Source organism: Pseudoalteromonas ulvae UL12 (assembly GCF_014925405.1).
GTDB classification, from domain to species: Bacteria; Pseudomonadota; Gammaproteobacteria; order Enterobacterales; family Alteromonadaceae; genus Pseudoalteromonas; species Pseudoalteromonas ulvae.
In genome coordinates, this window is the sequence record NZ_AQHJ01000034.1 from 145,829 (window position 1) to 162,401 (window position 16,573).

The 16,573-nt window shown below is 40.3% G+C and carries 12 protein-coding genes; 7 read left to right on the forward strand and 5 right to left on the reverse strand.

Going from position 1 to position 16,573, the window contains the following annotated elements; all coding sequences use genetic code 11:
• The first annotated feature begins 146 nt into the window (after window positions 1–146).
• From PULV_RS17345 to PULV_RS17360, 4 genes are all read left to right on the forward strand, one after another.
• Window positions 147–2,132 (forward strand): methyl-accepting chemotaxis protein, encoded by a 1,986-nt coding sequence (locus PULV_RS17345; RefSeq protein ID WP_193332349.1) that lies wholly within the window; start codon window positions 147–149, stop codon window positions 2,130–2,132.
• 152 nt (window positions 2,133–2,284) lie between these two features.
• Window positions 2,285–3,772 carry a glutamate--tRNA ligase gene (gene gltX / locus PULV_RS17350; protein WP_193332350.1) on the forward strand — a complete coding sequence of 496 codons (1,488 nt, stop codon included), beginning with the start codon at window positions 2,285–2,287 and terminating at the stop codon, window positions 3,770–3,772.
• A gap of 311 nt (window positions 3,773–4,083) precedes the next feature.
• Window positions 4,084–4,782: a DUF3581 family protein gene (locus PULV_RS17355; RefSeq protein ID WP_193332351.1), complete on the forward strand. Its 699-nt coding sequence runs from the start codon at window positions 4,084–4,086 to the stop codon at window positions 4,780–4,782.
• Between the two features lie 117 nt (window positions 4,783–4,899).
• Entirely contained in the window at window positions 4,900–6,144 is a 1,245-nt protein-coding gene (locus tag PULV_RS17360) for a DEAD/DEAH box helicase (protein WP_193332352.1), read from the forward strand.
• 5 nt (window positions 6,145–6,149) lie between these two features.
• On the opposite strand, the gene PULV_RS17365 is transcribed toward PULV_RS17360, so the two are convergent.
• On the reverse strand, window positions 6,150–7,307 hold the full coding sequence (locus PULV_RS17365) for a GGDEF domain-containing protein (protein ID WP_193332353.1): 1,158 nt from the start codon (window positions 7,305–7,307) through the stop codon (window positions 6,150–6,152).
• 37 nt (window positions 7,308–7,344) lie between these two features.
• Window positions 7,345–8,994, reverse strand: coding sequence for an FMN-binding glutamate synthase family protein (locus PULV_RS17370; protein ID WP_193332354.1), 1,650 nt, complete (start codon window positions 8,992–8,994; stop codon window positions 7,345–7,347).
• Between the two features lie 148 nt (window positions 8,995–9,142).
• On the opposite strand from PULV_RS17370, the gene PULV_RS17375 reads away from it, so the two are divergent.
• Both PULV_RS17375 and PULV_RS17380 read left to right on the forward strand, forming a co-directional pair.
• Window positions 9,143–9,727, forward strand: a complete 585-nt coding sequence (locus PULV_RS17375; protein WP_086744384.1) for a mechanosensitive ion channel domain-containing protein — start codon at window positions 9,143–9,145, stop codon at window positions 9,725–9,727.
• Between the two features lie 127 nt (window positions 9,728–9,854).
• Entirely contained in the window at window positions 9,855–11,795 is a 1,941-nt protein-coding gene (locus PULV_RS17380) for a TonB-dependent receptor plug domain-containing protein (protein ID WP_193332355.1), read from the forward strand.
• A 44-nt stretch (window positions 11,796–11,839) separates the two neighbouring features.
• Here the strand turns inward: PULV_RS17380 and rimK are convergent, their stop codons facing one another.
• Both rimK and PULV_RS17390 read right to left on the reverse strand, forming a co-directional pair.
• Complete coding sequence (rimK, locus tag PULV_RS17385) at window positions 11,840–12,745, reverse strand: 30S ribosomal protein S6--L-glutamate ligase (RefSeq protein WP_193332356.1); 906 nt, start codon at window positions 12,743–12,745, stop codon at window positions 11,840–11,842.
• Window positions 12,742–13,185 (reverse strand): ATP-dependent zinc protease family protein, encoded by a 444-nt coding sequence (locus PULV_RS17390; protein ID WP_193332357.1) that lies wholly within the window; start codon window positions 13,183–13,185, stop codon window positions 12,742–12,744. Before PULV_RS17390 ends, rimK begins: the two co-directional genes overlap by 4 nt.
• Before the next feature lie 116 nt (window positions 13,186–13,301).
• On the opposite strand from PULV_RS17390, the gene PULV_RS17395 reads away from it, so the two are divergent.
• A complete protein-coding gene (locus tag PULV_RS17395; RefSeq protein WP_086744388.1) occupies window positions 13,302–14,270 on the forward strand; it encodes a zinc transporter ZntB in 969 nt (322 codons plus the stop codon).
• 562 nt (window positions 14,271–14,832) lie between these two features.
• On the opposite strand, the gene PULV_RS17400 is transcribed toward PULV_RS17395, so the two are convergent.
• Window positions 14,833–16,470, reverse strand: coding sequence for a methyl-accepting chemotaxis protein (locus PULV_RS17400; RefSeq protein ID WP_086744389.1), 1,638 nt, complete (start codon window positions 16,468–16,470; stop codon window positions 14,833–14,835).
• Window positions 16,471–16,573 lie beyond the last annotated feature (103 nt).

Below are 16,573 nucleotides of genomic sequence, written 5' to 3' on the forward strand. Positions count from 1 at the left end.
AAGCCCTAATTTAAAAAATTAGGGCTTTTTTTATTGGCATATTGTTCTTATTGATTTAACTCAACTATATCTTAAAGGAGTCGATATAAAGTGCAGCGGCCTGATGTAGAAGCATTTTAGAAAAAGCATAAAAAGAGGAACGAAATTTGAAGTTATCAATTGGTAGAGTGCTGTATTTATCCTTTAGCACAGTATTAGTATTAATGTTTATTGCCAGCCTAGTGGTGTGGCAAAAACAAAATACCTCAGTCAACATTGCAACAGAAGTCGCTGAGGATGATGTTCCTGGTGTGTTGCTCTATTTGCAACTTCTAGATGAAATGGGGGATATGAGTGCAGAAGCCATGGCCTATACATTAGGTCGACCTAACTCAAAATCTAACTTCGAATCTAACTATCAAGAATTCAAAAAGTTTCATCAGCAATTGGTGCCTTTAGAGTCAAGCACACCAGAGCAACGGCAATTACTCGACAAAGCAATCAATAATATTAATAAATATAAACAAGAGATTGAGAAAAATGTCTTTGATGTGTATTCATACGAGCGTGAAGTAAATGCACTAGCGCTGTATAAAAAAACGCGATTTGAAGTTGGTGGGCAGCTCAAAGCTTTGCTTACCACACAAAAAAATGCCGCTCTGAATGCTGTTGATCAACAGTTCAATAAAGAGAATGTTGATTTACTGAGATATATTCTAGAAATTGAAGATGAAACAGATGACCTATTAACTTTCTTAGGTAAATATGTATCGGGTGATGATGAAGCAAAAAGAGACTTTGAAGAGGATGCCAAAGAGTACCAGCAATACCTCAATAAACTTCAAGGTCTAATTGCACCACAGGTTTTTCAGTCGATTGTGAGCTTAAAACAGACGATTGTTCAAAATGCAGAGGATATTTTTTCAACACTGGTTCCTTCGGCAAAAATCAACGCTCAACAAGCATTATTTAGAGCAGGGAAAATGTATTTATCCGATATTGAAGATGAATTAGAAGCGGCCTCTGATGATGAAATTAATGAAGCTACAACAGGTGTTGCAACCTTAAAAGAAGCCCTTAATACAGCAACAAATACATTGTTTATCACCACTTTTCTCGCGATATTAATCGGATGTTTAATAGCCTGGAAGTTGTCGACCAGTATTACATTTAGATTAAAACGGTTAACCAATCATGCCGGTGAGATCGCAAAAGGAAACTTGTTATTAAGCGCTATTGAAGTCACTCATGAAGATGAGCTGGGTGAGTTAGCAACGTCGATTAATGATATGCAAAGTGCATTACAACGTTTAATCAAAGAAATTGGTTTTGTAGCAAAAGGTGTCTCTGATGCCAGTCAATCACTTACTAATGCCAGTCAGCAAATTAATGCAGGTAGTCAAGAGCAAGCCTCTAAATCTCATCAAATTGCTGCGGCTTCGGAAGAAATGACCGCAACAGTAAATGATGTTGCAGCTCAAACACAAGAAGCTGCAGGTCAAGCAAGTGAAGCTGGGCGCGCCGCCTCCGAAGGTGGAGTGATTATGAGTAATGCCGTGCAAAGCTCACAACGAGTCGCTGATTTGATGGAAGAGATTGCAAATACGGTGAGTAGCTTAGGTGAGAGAAGTGTTGAAATCGGTCAGGTTATTAGTGTTATTACCTCTATTGCAGAGCAAACTAACTTATTGGCGTTAAATGCAGCCATTGAGGCGGCGCGTGCCGGTGAGGCGGGCCGAGGCTTTGCTGTGGTCGCCGATGAAGTTCGAGGTTTAGCTGAACGCACTGCCAAAGCGACCAAAGAAGTCTCAGATTCAATTACTGCGATTCAACAAGAAACCGAAACGGCCGTCTCGCGCATGCAGCGAGGTACTGAGGCGGTCTCTGAAGGCGTAGAACATAGCCGAGCAGCGGGTGATGCACTAGGGCGTATTGTTGAATTGGCTGCTGTGGTAAATGACATGATTCAATCGATAGCCAGTGCCGCAGAAGAGCAAACGGCGGTGACGAAGGAAATCACTCAGGATATTACCACCATTAGTGATATTGCCAATGATTCAGTGAATCAAACTGCAAGTGCAGAACAAACTGCCATCGCTTTAGGTGGCAAAGTGAAGCAGTTAGAAGAACTCATTGCTGAATTTAAAGTATAAATGAACGTGTTATTCAGTCAGCCGCAATGACTTCATTGCGGCTTTTTTATGTCATCAGAAATATATTACAGATTGTAATATCGCTACGATTTTACGGGACTTTATGCTAACCTTCGCGACCATTACAGACTTATTTTTTAGAGATTTTATTAATGACTATTCGTACTCGAGTTGCGCCCTCTCCAACCGGTGACCCGCACTTAGGCACCGCCTATATTGCACTTTTCAACTACTGCTTTGCTAAACAGCAAGGCGGCGAGTTTGTTTTGCGTATTGAAGATACTGATCAAGTTCGCAGCACTCGAGAATCAGAGCAAGCGATTATGGATAGTCTTAAATGGTTGGGTCTGAATTGGGATCATGGTCCTGATGTGGGCGGTGAGTTTGGTCCTTATCGCCAATCTGAGCGTAGTGATTTATATAAAAAGTATGCTCATCAATTAGTTGAAAATGGTAAAGCCTTTTATTGTTTTGCAACCAGTGAAGAGCTCGACGCAATGCGTGATGCACAAGTGGCTGAAGGTCTTCGCCCGCAATATGATGGTCGTGGTTTAAAACTCTCTGAAGATGAGATCGCAGCCAATTTAGCTGCAGGTAAACCATATGTCATTCGTATGAAAATCCCGACACAAGGTACGTTTGTTTTTGAAGATTATTTACGTGGTGACATTGAAATTCCTTGGGAAAATGTCGACATGCAAGTGCTACTGAAAGCAGATGGTTTCCCAACATACTTTTTAGCGAATGTGGTTGATGATCATCACATGCAAATTAGCCATATTTTCCGTGGTGAAGAATGGATAAATTCTGCGCCTAAATTATTAAAACTATATGATGACTTTGGTTGGACGCCTCCGACATTGGGTCATTTACCTTTATTGCGTAACCCAGATAAATCAAAGTTATCAAAGCGTAAAAATCCGACATCGATCAACTACTACAAAGAAATGGGCTTTTTACCTGAAGCCTTGCTCAATTACTTGGGTCGTATGGGTTGGTCTATGCCTGACGAGCGCGAAAAGTTCTCTTTAGCAGAAATGATTGAGCATTTTGATATGAAACGTGTGTCACTTGGTGGCCCAATTTTTGATATTGATAAACTCAATTGGTTGAATGGTTTGTGGATTCGTGAAAACTTAAGTGATGAGCAGTTAATGCAGCGCTTTTTTGAGTGGAAATACAATCCGCAATTGATGACTAAAGTCATCGCTCAGGCAAAAACGCGTATTAATACGCTATCGGATATGGTTGAGCTAGCCGGTCACTTCGTAGCGGGGATGCCAAGCTATGATCCGGCATTATTAACAGCGGGTAAGGCAGAGGAAGATGTCATTCGTGAAGCGCTTCAGTTGTTTATCTGGGAACTAGAAGCAGTAAGAGTGTGGGATAAAACAGAAATTTTCTCGATTGCCAAGCAAGTGGCTACTCACCATGAACTAAAAATCAAAGATTTCCTAGAGCCAATCTTCGTTGCTATCACAGGCAAAACATCGTCGACTTCAGTGGTCGATGCGATGGAGATTCTAGGTTCAGATATGTCACGAGCGCGTTTACGTGTCGCTTTAGCTCATATAGGGGTCTCTAAGAAACAAGCGAAAAAACTTGAAAAATCATATCAAGCTTATTTAGCAGCAAAATAATAACAGAAGAAAAAGCGATGGTTTCATCGCTTTTTTTGTGGGTAAACTTGGAGCTGTTGATCTTTTGTGGTTGAATTTCGTTCGATATGAAAGCGTTTTTATCGCCCAGAGCTGTGTAGCCTAGTCATTCTAAGCAAATACTGCTCAACAAAGATAAGTACGCTTTTAGCCGAACCCTTCGATGCAAAAATCATCACGAAAGATCTACAGCTCTAAGACTGAATCATTCAGGTTGTAATTAACAGATTCGACCTCTTTACAGTCTGATGACTGCTAGAATGCGTCGGTTATAATTTATAAAGTAGTAATGTATGTTAAGTAGTTATTATCAGCAGTCAGGCGATCGCATCACCATTAGTCGTGAGCAAGGCAGCAGCTTTGCAAAACGCGTTGCAGATGACTTTAATCCACTGCATGATGTTGATGCAAAAAAGTTTTGTGTTCCTGGCGATTTATTATTTTCATTGATCCTCAATAAGTTTGGTATTAGTGAAAAAATGCATTTCACTTTTTGTGGTATGGTCGATGAGACTGTTGAGTTGATTATGCCGCAAGGCGCTGATAAATTTGATTTAACAGACGGTGATAAAGTCTATTTATCAGTTGAGCGTTCAGGTGAAACATCAACTTGTAGCACACTCACCGATAGCCTAATAAAAAACTATGTTGAGTTTTCTGGTACGACTTTCCCACACGTTATAATTCCATTGATGGGCAAGCAGGATGTGATGATTAATCCATCGCGCCCTATGGTTATTTATGAATCAATGTCGATTGATTTACATCACTTGAATATTAAGGCTCCGACTTTAGAGTTTGCTGACCCTCAGTTTGAACTCAATGGTAAACGAGGAAAAATTTTGCTTCGTTTCAATTTGTTAGAAAATGGAGAATTGGTTGGCACAGGTGAGAAGCGCATGCTTGTCTCGGGAATTCGTGAGTATTGCCAAGAGACAGTGGATGATTTAATTGCTTTTTATAATCAACGAAAAGAAACACTTAAACCTTAATGTACATTTAAATACTCTTTAGGTTTAAAAAAGGCGCATAAAGCGCCTTTTTTTGTCGCTAATAACTCAGTTTTATCTGTTAAAATGGCACTCATTAGAATTTCAAGTAAGTCAGTTATGTCATTTGCAGCATTAGGATTAAATTCAGAGTTTTTAACCGCAATTACTCAATGTGGGTATCTAGAGCCGACTCCGGTACAAGCACAAGCTATCCCGAAAATTTTAGCTGGTAAAGATGTGATGGCTGGTGCTCAAACTGGCACAGGTAAAACTGCTGCATTTGCTTTACCTATTTTGCAAAAGTTGTCTGAGCAATCGTTGCCAAAGCCACAGTTGCGGGCATTGATTTTAACGCCGACACGAGAGCTTGCTCAGCAAGTGCAAGCAAGTTTTGACACATACAGTCAGCATAGCAATCTTAAATCAACACTGGCTTATGGTGGGGTCAGCATTGGTGAGCAGATTAAAGCGCTTAAATCCGGAGTGGATGTGCTTGTTGCGACTCCTGGGCGATTACTTGATCATTTAGTTAAAGGCACTGTTAATTTAAATCAAATTCAATATTTAGTTTTCGATGAAGCGGATCGAATGCTTGATATGGGCTTTATTGATGAAATTAATCGTATTTTGCGCCGTTTGCCTAAAAACCGACAAACACTTCTGTTTTCAGCGACATTTGATGATGCGATTTTCAAATTGAGTAAAACGCTTCTTAATGAGCCTGTTCTCATTGAAGTTGATCAGCGAAATACTGCCGCGGCAGATGTTGAACAAATCGTCTATGCCGTAGATGCGGATCGTAAGCGCGAGCTAATTTCTCATTTGATTGGTGCGAAAAATTGGCAACAAGTCTTAGTGTTTACCCGTACAAAGCAAACAGCCGACGAGCTTGCTAAAGAAATGTGCAAAGATGGTTTAAAAACTCTCGCGATCCACGGGGATAAATCTCAAGGCGCGCGCGATAAAGCACTGACTGAGTTTAAAGAAGGCAAAACTCGTGTGTTGGTGGCCACGGATGTTGCAGCTCGGGGGATTGATATTCAGCAGTTACAATATGTGATTAATTATGAGCTGCCATATATTGCGGAAGATTATATTCACCGAATTGGCCGAACAGGGCGTGCGGGTGAAAAGGGGACGGCAATTTCTTTATTGAGTGTTGATGAGAATTGGCTACTTGAGGAGATTGAATCTGTGCTTGATCAGCGTTTACCACAGCAGTGGTTGGCGGGTTATGAGCCTGATTTGACTAAAGAGCCTGTAGATAATCGAAAAAATAGTAAGTCAGCGCAAAAGCGTCGTGCCAAAAAACGCAGTTTCGGTCAAAAAACAGGAAACCGTGCTCGTCGCAATAAGCCATAAGACCATCATATGCTGCGGATACAGTTTCGTCCCGCAGCTTTTGCTTGATACATGGCTAAGTCAGCCTTGTGTATCAAGTCAGTGAAACTGTCTGTTTGTGAACTATGAGCTAGCCCAATGCTCGCTGATAGGGTGGTGCATGAATCTAGCCAAGTAAATGGGGTGTTTGCAAGAGTATGCAAGAGTGTTTCGGCTAAACTGTGGGCTTGCTCAGGGCTGGCATTATTGAGGTAAATTAGGAACTCTTCTCCACCATAACGGCATAATAAATCATTGCTGGTTAAGTTCTGTTCAAAAAGTCGAGAAGTCACGATCAGCGCCTTGTCTCCTGCATCATGGCCTAATGTATCGTTAACGTGTTTAAAGTGGTCTAAGTCAATTAATAACACTGCAAAAGGCTGGTGAGGTGTCGCCGCTTGTAATTGGGCTATTTCTCTAAATGCGGCCCGTCGGTTGAGAGTTTGGGTTAAGGGATCGTTATTTGCGTATTGGCGAACCTTCAAAATTAGTCGCATGATAGCTGCACCTATCATAGTGCAATTGATTAGCAGAGCGAGCAGCAAATAAAACCACAGCATAGGAATTGCTTCGTGTGTGTTTATGGCTGTGTAGGGTGATGCATTCTGACCAAAAATCAGTAAAAAACAGGCCCTAAAAGCAAAAATACCAGCGAGAAGAATAATCGGACTGGCCAAAAATACAGCGCTCTTACGTGAGGTCATTGATTGGGCATTTCGATATAAATCAAGCGACAACAAAAAAAATACTAGGGCTGAAAAAATAGAAAAAATTAGGCCTAAAGCATGGTCGGAGCTGGGTTCTGGAGAAAAAAGCAATGAAACACAACATGCTAGCAGCACAAATCCACCATCATATTTTGCCGTTGTGGGCTGTTTAAATAAGCGCTGAGTGGCATACCTAAGTAAATAAAATCCTGATAATGTAAAAAAATCAGCAATCTGCCAAGTTAAGTAGTTGTTATAATCGGCTCTTAAACTCGTGAGAAAAACCCCAATAAAGACATGTGCATTTGCTAAGGAGTAAATGCGACTAGCGTGAGGGGCGATAGCAAGTGGGTAAGCCATTACACCCCAAGCAAAGCAAGCAAAACCATTGATTAAACAGATAGCTTGGATAAGTATCAGCGCCTGATCGTCAATCATAGTTGCTGGCCTGCATTAGTGGATAAGGATTTATTGATTATAGATGCTCTCTGATATCTATTTTAGGTGGTTTTAGCATATCGCACTGATTCACTGTGTATTGTTCACTCGACGCACGAGGCCACCACTGTGACCATGGGTAATCGAGGTGGTCGTTATTAATTAACGCGTTTTCTTTTAAGGTCGGAACGAGCGCTCCGTATGAAAGGAGTAAGCCATTTTGAGTGCGTCTTTTGAGCATTTCAGGGGTGAGACTTTTGGGGTTATTAAGGCCCATACTTCCTATCAGTTCGAAAAAGTTATGAATCGTATTGCGTTGAAAATTAGCTACGCGTTGAGATTTGATTGGTACATCTATCGCTTTACCGCGGGCATCATCTTGCGTTGCAATGCCCGTTGGACACATATTGGTATTGCAACTTAAAGATTGAATACAGCCAAGAGCCATCATCATAGTCCGCGCGGCATTGACTACATCCGCTCCGACGGCGATTTTTGACACTAAATCAAAGCTTGATGCTGTTTTCCCTGCTCCGATCAACGTTATTTTATCGCGAATACCACAGCCAATCAGTGCGCTATTGACTAAATATAAACTCTCCAAGCATGTTAAACCGAGTCGGTTTGAAAACTCTACAGGGGCTGCACCTGTGCCACCTTCAGCGCCATCAATGGTGATAAAGTCAGGTAATATATTGGTTTCGAGCATCGCTTTACAAATCGCAAGGAACTCTGCGGGGTTGCCGATACATAACTTAAAGCCAACAGGCTTACCTTGACTGAGGTTTCGCAGTTTTTGTACAAATGCCAATAAATCTTTTGGGGTTTGGCACTCTGGGTTGACCGCAGGCGAAACACAATCTTGATGGGTATCAACCCCTCGTATTTGTGCAATTTCTTGCGTGATTTTAGCTTTAGGGAGCACGCCACCATGACCTGGTTTTGCCCCTTGGCTGAGTTTTATTTCAATCATTTTGACTTGTGACTTGAGTGCTATTTGGGTAAAACTTTCGCTATCAAATTGCCCTTGTGCATTGCGACAACCAAACAACCCTGAACCAATTTGCCAAACTAAATCCCCCCCATGCTTTAAGTGATAGGGGCTGACTCCGCCTTCGCCTGTATTGTGGTAAAAGCCGCCAATTTTAGCACCTAAATTAAGAGCTTCTATGGCGTTAGCGCTTAATGCGCCAAAGCTCATTGCAGATATGTTTAAATAATCTGCACTATAAGGTTGCAAGCAATCTCGACCTCCTATTAATACTCTACGGTGTGGTTCGGTTACTTGTGTGGGGCTCAGGGAGTGCCACAAGCTCAAGTAATTAGTGGCCATTAAGTCTCGTTGTGTGCCAAACGCGATGGTGTCTCTGACATTTTTTGAGCGTTGATAAACAAGTGAGCGTTGTTCACGATTAAAGGGCGTTTCCTCGGTATTATTAGCAATAAAATATTGTTGGATTTCGCCACGAAATGACTCAAGGAAGTAACGAATATATGCCACCACAGGGTAGAGGCGGTTTAAGCTATGTTTACTGAACTTCAGATCATAGAAGCCAACGAGTGAGTACGCGAGGGTGAAAAGCGATAGGATTGCGGTGGTTTTACTCGGCCAATACCAGAAGCAAGAAAGTGAAATTATGTTACCGAAACTGAGTATTACATAATAAACACGTTGCATTAATGTCATAAACTTAAACCTGAGTTATTTTTATCCAGTGTAGATTTATTTATAATTGAAAACAAAAGCTTATTTTATTTAAATTTGCCATTTTGTATCAAAATTAGCATTTTAAAGATTATAATCCTCCTCTTGTAATGATTGGGTATTCACTGGAATGTTTATAACACTTGTTGAACTTGTATTAGAGCAATATAAATTAATCGTGACTATGTTTGCTCTGTTACTTTTTCCTTTCTTGGTTAAGTTACAGAAAAAACTGTTAATTAACATGGTCAAGGGTCGGATCGATCCTCATCGCCAATATCGAGCTGAATTATTACTCACTATTATTTTAGCCATTGTTATGGTGTGTTTAGTGTTGGTCTTTTTGGGGATTGAGCTTCGAGGGTTATTAGTTTTAGGGTCGTCTTTATTTGCGATGTTAGGTGTTGCTCTCTTTGCCGCATGGTCACTTTTAAGTAATTTAACGTCTTTTTTATTAATGTTCATTCAGAATGATTGTCGAGTCGGTTATTGGGTCAGAGTGATCGACGGCGCTAATTTTGTTGAAGGTAAAGTGGTCGAAATGGGCTTGATGAATGTTATTTTGGAACATGCAGAAGGGCATCGTATTTTATATCCGAATAATTTGTTTGTGGTGAGACCCGTAATGATCCTTAACCGCACACCTAAAGTGGTAAAAAAGCCTTATCTGAATCAACTAATTGAAAAAAAAAGAATCAATAAGTTGAACAATTAAATTACTTGTCCATGATTAATCATCTCGTTTTATTTTTAATGTTTGATTATTGTTAAATTTTTGATACTTTTTATTAAGTGTCGTTTAAGAGGCTGCAGTTATTAAAGCACTTATTATTTTCCCTTTATTGTTTTCTGTTACGTGTCAGGCTTCATCTGGTACGGAGGATATTTTTGATCTGAGCTTTGAGCAATTACTGGACGTTAATATTGATTTGGCCAGTAAAACTAACGAAACACTGCAATCTGTACCTTCTTCTATCACCGTGTTCTCTAAACAACAAATTGAGAACTTAGCTGTTAATAATGCTTATGACTTAATTAACTTTATTCCCGGTTTTCAATCTACTCGAGGGGATTGGGTCGGCGCAGTTCCCAAAGATCACGCTCGAGGCGTTTATTTAGATAACGGTTACATCTTAATGATGGTTAATGGAGAGCGCTTAAACGAAGTCTCATTTGGTAAGGCATCAGTCTATACCCCGTTTATACCGACAGCCATTATAGAAAAGGTTGAGTTCATTCGCGGGCCGGGTTCTGCGCTCTATGGAAGTAACGCTTTTTTGGGGGTGATGAATATTATTACTCAAAAACAAGCTAATCATGTCAACTTGGGTGTTGGGGAGCATGGTTTGTGGCAAATGTCAGCAAATTGGCATCAGCAATTAAGCCAAAGTGCCACGGCATTTGTTAATTTGGCGGTTGATCATCAAACAGGTGAGCATCATCAAGGGGTTCGTGATCCATTGGAGTCCGTGTATGCTGAGTTAGGAGTAACCGTAGGACAGTGGCATATAAATGGTCGGTTTAATCGGGCAAATTTAGATAAATTTATTAATCTCGGAGGTTACTCTGAAGAGAATAAACATAAAAGCGAAAATGCTTATTTGAGTGTCAATTATCAATGGTGGAAAAATGAAGGATCAAGCCTAACCTCTAAGTTGTTTTATGGTCTTCATGAAATCGCGAGTTTGGGAATGGTCTTACCGTCAGATGCTGGCGTCGTTGCGAATGATTTTTTAGTGGGCCCCTATTGGCGTACCCGAGAACTGACATTTAGCAGTGATTATACACATCGTTTAAGTGAAAATTTGGATTTAGCAGCAGGATTTGAGCTACGAAAAGCAGATCAGTTTCAAGCGGGTGTTTATAGCAACTATTTCGATTTAGAAAATGGCCAAATAGCTTTGTCTGATCAGTTTTACCTTCCTGGAGGGCAAAAGGTTCAAGAGTTCAGTGATTATGCATTGCTCAAACAAGCCATCGACCAAAATAGCCTCTATGGCCAAGTGAAGTGGCGTTACAATAGTGACTTAACAGTTTTTTTTGGTGCTAGATTTGATGATGTAATTGGTATTGAAAGTAAACTTTCGCCTCGTTTTGCATTTGTTTACAGTGGCTTGCAACAGCATCCCCTAAAGTTACAGTATGGCGAGTCATTTAGAACTCCGGTGACCAATGAGCTGTATTCCAATGATGATGTAACAACCGGTAATCCTAATTTAACCTCTGAGTTTGTTCAAACAACAGAATTGGTATGGCAATTTAACGATGCCTCTTTTAGCTCCGAAATCGTTATTTTCCAAAATAATCTTAATGACTTTATTAATAAAGTGCCTGCGCCAAATAGTGATGCGGAGTTTACTTTTGCCAATGCGATAGATAAAAAAATTCAAGGTATTGAAAGTACAGTTACTTGGCAATTTTCAAGTGGTTTAGAGTGGGGGATCAATGGTACACACCTTTTTGATGACCCAGAAAATGCGAGCTTTAAACGTTTCGCATCGAGCTTTGTTACCTATCGATTAGATAATATATTAATCAGTTTGAACGCTAATTGGCGTGATAGAGTTGACGTTGATCTTGAGCTTAGTGAGCGTTTTAGCCAGTCAAGTTATATGCTGTTTGGCGGGAGTATTCAGTGGCAGCTCACACCTGAGCATAAAGTCAGTGTCAAAGGGATGAATTTATTTGATAAAGAGTATGCCGTGTTTGATCCGCGAGTTGAAAATGGTGAAGTGCCAGGGCAAGGACGGCAGTTGCGTTTAACGTATCAGTATAAATTTTAGTAAATAAAAAAGGCCATCAGGCCTTTTTTATTCGGTGCTTTTTATTAGCCTTTACCGCGAGTTGCGGTCTTTTTTGATGACGCATTTTTAACGATAAAATCGATCACCATTCCGGCAATATCTTTACCAGTGGCTGTTTCGATACCTTCAAGGCCTGGTGATGAGTTTACTTCCATCACTAACGGTCCTCTGCTAGAGCGGAGTAAATCAACACCCGCAACATTCAGACCCATAGCCTTAGCAGCATCAACGGCTGTTTTACGCTCTTCAGGGGTGATTTTTACTAACGATGCGCTGCCGCCACGGTGAAGGTTTGAACGGAATTCTCCTTCTTGTGCTTGGCGTTTCATCGCGGCGATCACTTTATCACCGATTACAAAACAGCGAATGTCTGCACCACCGGCTTCTTTAATATATTCTTGCACCATGATGTTAGCTTTAAGACCCATAAAGGCTTCTAAGACACTTTCTGCAGCTTTTCGAGTATCAGCCAGTACCACGCCGATACCTTGAGTGCCTTCCAGTAATTTAATTACAACAGGTGCACCACCGACCATAGATAATAAATCTTTGATGTCATCGGCTTTGCTCGCAAAACCGGTCACAGGCATACCAATACCCTTACGAGAAAGTAGCTGCAAAGAACGTAATTTGTCACGAGAGCGAGAAATAGCTACTGACTCATTAACAGGGTAAACGCCCATCATTTCAAACTGGCGTAATACGGCGCAGCCATAAAACGTGATTGATGATCCAATACGCGGGATTATCGCGCCAAATTCAGTCAAGTTTTCACCTTTAAAGTGAATTTCAGGCTTGTCGGAGTTAATGTTCATATAACAACGAAGTGCATCAATCACTTTCACCTCGTGGCCTTTTTGCTCTGCTGCTTCGATTAAGCGGCGTGTTGAATAAAGATTTTTATTACGAGATAAAATACCTATTTTCATAGTGTTTGTTCCTTAAATTGAGTGAGATAGGAAGCCTGAGGATCAACGGTAATTTTACCATTCATCGCTGTGCGACCTAATAGCATCCTAAACATCATGTTTTCTCTATTGGTTAAAGTAACTTCAATAGGAAAAGATTGGCCGTTTATATGCAGATCAGTCGATATAACAAAGCGATTCTCAGTATGTCCACCGGAGTCTGTAACTTCACGAATATCGATGACTTTTGCTTCTGATACTATTTCAAAAGTCGTATCTTGTTGATTGGGATGTAACCAAAAGCGTACCCATTGCGCGCCATCCTTATCAAAAGGCTCAACTTTAAATGCATGTAAGCAAGAGGTACGGGCACCAGTATCAACTTTGGCTTTAATTTTTGTAATGCCTAAATCTGGTAATGCGACCCATTCACGCCAACCTACCATAAATTTATCATTCATGCTGAACCCTCTTAAAAGTATGAAATATAAAAATTATTTGAAAAAACTAGGCGTTTTGACTTATTAGAGTATAACTTAGTGACAATTGTTTATGTATTTAATTAATAGGAATAATAATGACATCGAGTTTAGTTCATGCGTTATTGTTAAATGGCGATGGTGGCGCTGTAGAGTTAACAGCGGAGCAAGTCGAGCGCTGGCAACCTTCAGATGGGAAGTTATGGCTGCATTTTGATTATGGACAACACGATAGCGTAAGCTGGATCCGAGATAAGTTACAGCTCCCCTCGTTGGCATGCGACTCTCTGCTTGCGGGTGAAACACGGCCACGCTCTGTTGCCATAGAGCAAGGGTGCCTTTTATTTTTACGAGGTGTGAATTTAAACCCAGAGCAAACCCCTGAAGATATGGTGTCTATCCGCATTTATGCAGACGAACATAGGCTAATCAGTACTCGAAAACGGCGCTTATTATCAGTTAACCATCTCAAAGAGACATTATTGGCGGGTAAAGGGCCGCTCTCTATCTCGCAAATAATTAGTCAGCTTTCGTTAGGGTTAATTAGTCGCATGGAGAATGTGATAGATAATCTCGATGAAAAGCTCGATAGCTTTGAGCAAGAGCTGGTGACAGGGCAAAGTAATCACTCCCATCAAGAGCTATCGCAAATTCGCAGGCAAACAATCACCTTAAAACGCTATATTAAACCGCAAAGGGATGCATTGAAGCAGTTTCTATCTGCCAAATACTCTTGGTTTGATGTAAATGAAGAACAGCAACTCACCGAAAGTATTAACCACTTAACGCGCTTTATTGAAGAGCTCGATATGGCAATCGAACGAGCACAAATTGTCTATGAAGAAATCGCAAATGTGATTTCTGAGCAAGTAAATAAGCGTATGTATATTATGTCAATTGTGGCGGCTATTTTTTTACCGTTGGGTTTTTTAACTGGGCTGTTAGGTATCAACATTGGTGGTGTACCGGGGGTTGATAACCCCTATGCGTTTACCATTTTTGTTTGTTTGCTGGTAATGCTCACTTTTGGTTTGGCTGGGTATTTTCGCTTTAAAAAGTGGATTTAGTTTGCTGGACTTAATTTGCTAGACATAAAAAACGCAAGCATGAGCTTGCGTTTTTTATGCTGTAAATCTGATTGTTTTTAGTTGCTTTTAAGCCATTTAACAAACAGTCGTGCTTCACTTGTAGAAGCAAATCGGGTGTTTTTTTGTCCCGATTTATCAGCAAAGATTACATTGCTTTTATTTACAGAAATTGATTGCACTGGATGTGCTATTTGGATCAACGATCCATTATATGTATATGACATAGAAAACTCACAATAAATATGATTTCAGCAATTTAGCTGAACAAAATTTTAAAATAAGCTTCAATACAGTTTTGACGATCTTTCCAAACACCTAAGTGTTCTCTAACATGGATTTAATTTAATAACGAGACATGCGTTATTATTTTTCGCCGTACAATAATTCAGCTTTCGATTTTTTTAATGCTGGCTTACTGGATCAGGGTAAGGAAGGGCATTACAACTAGATTTTAACACTGAGAGGTAGTAGTGATAAACCAAGGTGTGGACTTTACCTTCTGACCCTAAGTAATGCAAGCTTTTTATGAGTATTTAATTTTTTAAAATAACTCAGGTTGCTGGTGGGATAAATTCCCGGTTAAATTATTGACCATTTTTTGTAGGTCTGAGGTGGCGTTTTCGACGGCATTGCTCACAGTGTCGCTCTGGGCTATTGCGGTGTAGCTATCAGAGAGTTCTTTTAATAGCTTAAGGTTGTGGTTGAGTTGGTCACTTATGGCCATTTGTTGGCTGGCAAGGTGAGCCACCCCTTGATTATCTTGTGTCATCATAGTCATTTCATTAATGATATCGCCTAACGCTGTTTTTGCATGAGCGGTTTGCTCTGCATTTTTTTGGCTGATAATGACTTCTTGTTCCATTGCATTGACCGCTTTTTGTGAGCTTGACTGCAGGGATTGAATAATTGTGTTAATGCTGAGGGTTGATTCTTGTGTTTTTGTTGCAAGGCTACGAACTTCGTCAGCAACCACCGCAAACCCTCTTCCCGCTTCTCCGGCTCGAGCCGCTTCAATGGCAGCGTTAAGTGCAAGCAAGTTTGTTTGTTCTGCAATGGATGTAATGACCTCAAGAACACTGCTGATACCGATTGTTTGCGACTCTAATTCTTTAATTATTAGCGTGGTTTGCTCAATACCATGGACTAAATTGTCCATACCAGTGACAGTTTGATCAATTATTTGGTCACAGCTTTGCGACATAGACGTCACTTTTTGTGTTGAGGCCATCGAATTTTGGGTGCTTTTTTCTAGCTCATTAGCGATGCTCATGAGGCCTGTCATTGCTTGTTCCATATCTTGAGTGCACATCATTTGCGCCTCGGCACCGTCAGATATTTTCACACTCATTTTTGCTAGTTCCGCAAAGGCCTCTTCTACCTCTTGCTTTACGATAGAAATATTAGAAACAGATTCGCCAATATGATTTTTAATGTCATTACCAGCATTCTTAAGCTGGCCAAGTTCGTCATCCTTGTCGTAGCTAATCACGATATCGTATTGGCCATTTGCAATCTGGTTCATATTTTCAATTAACCGACTCAATGGAGTGATGATTGAGCGTCTCAAAATTATAATAATACAAACAATAAAAATGACCGATAATACGATGCTGATAGTGGGTAAAATGACCGAAATAAACGTTTGTTGAGCTTTGAGTTGGTTTTTTTCGGTGTTTACGTATTGATGAATCCGTTCATTTGTTTGAAATAACAGTTCGCTGGCTTTGCGATCTTTCCCTCTAACGAGGGCATCAGCTGTATAGGGATTCTTATGAGCCGAAAAACCTTTGTAAGCGTTTTGGTAAGCGCTGAATACAGTGTTATGTTCAGTTGAAAATGAGGCGAGCAAATTAGATATATCGTCTTGTGTACTCTGGTTGATTGCTTGCTGGAGGTTTTGGCGAATCACGGTGTTGAGTTGTTGGACTTCTAACCAGTATCGTTGTTCTTCTTTGGGGTTATTGCCCCTAATTAATAAGTTTTTCCAAGCTTGAACTTGATTTTTGAAAGTAAGATGTAAATTTGAAATAGCCTCGGCTTGAGACACTTGTTGGCTAATTAGATTACGGTATGCAAAGAGTTGATCTTCGAGTTTGAAAATACTGAAAAATGTAACAGCCAAAATAAAGCTGACACCAACAATGATAGGAACGGTGATTTTTTGGCGAAGATTAAACATGTAATGTCTCTCAACGTGGGAACTTTACTTAGTTTTGGTTACTGTGTGGTATTTGTCTAATTAAAGGTAAATTTTGAGGTAGAATACCTCATCTTTTTAAGTG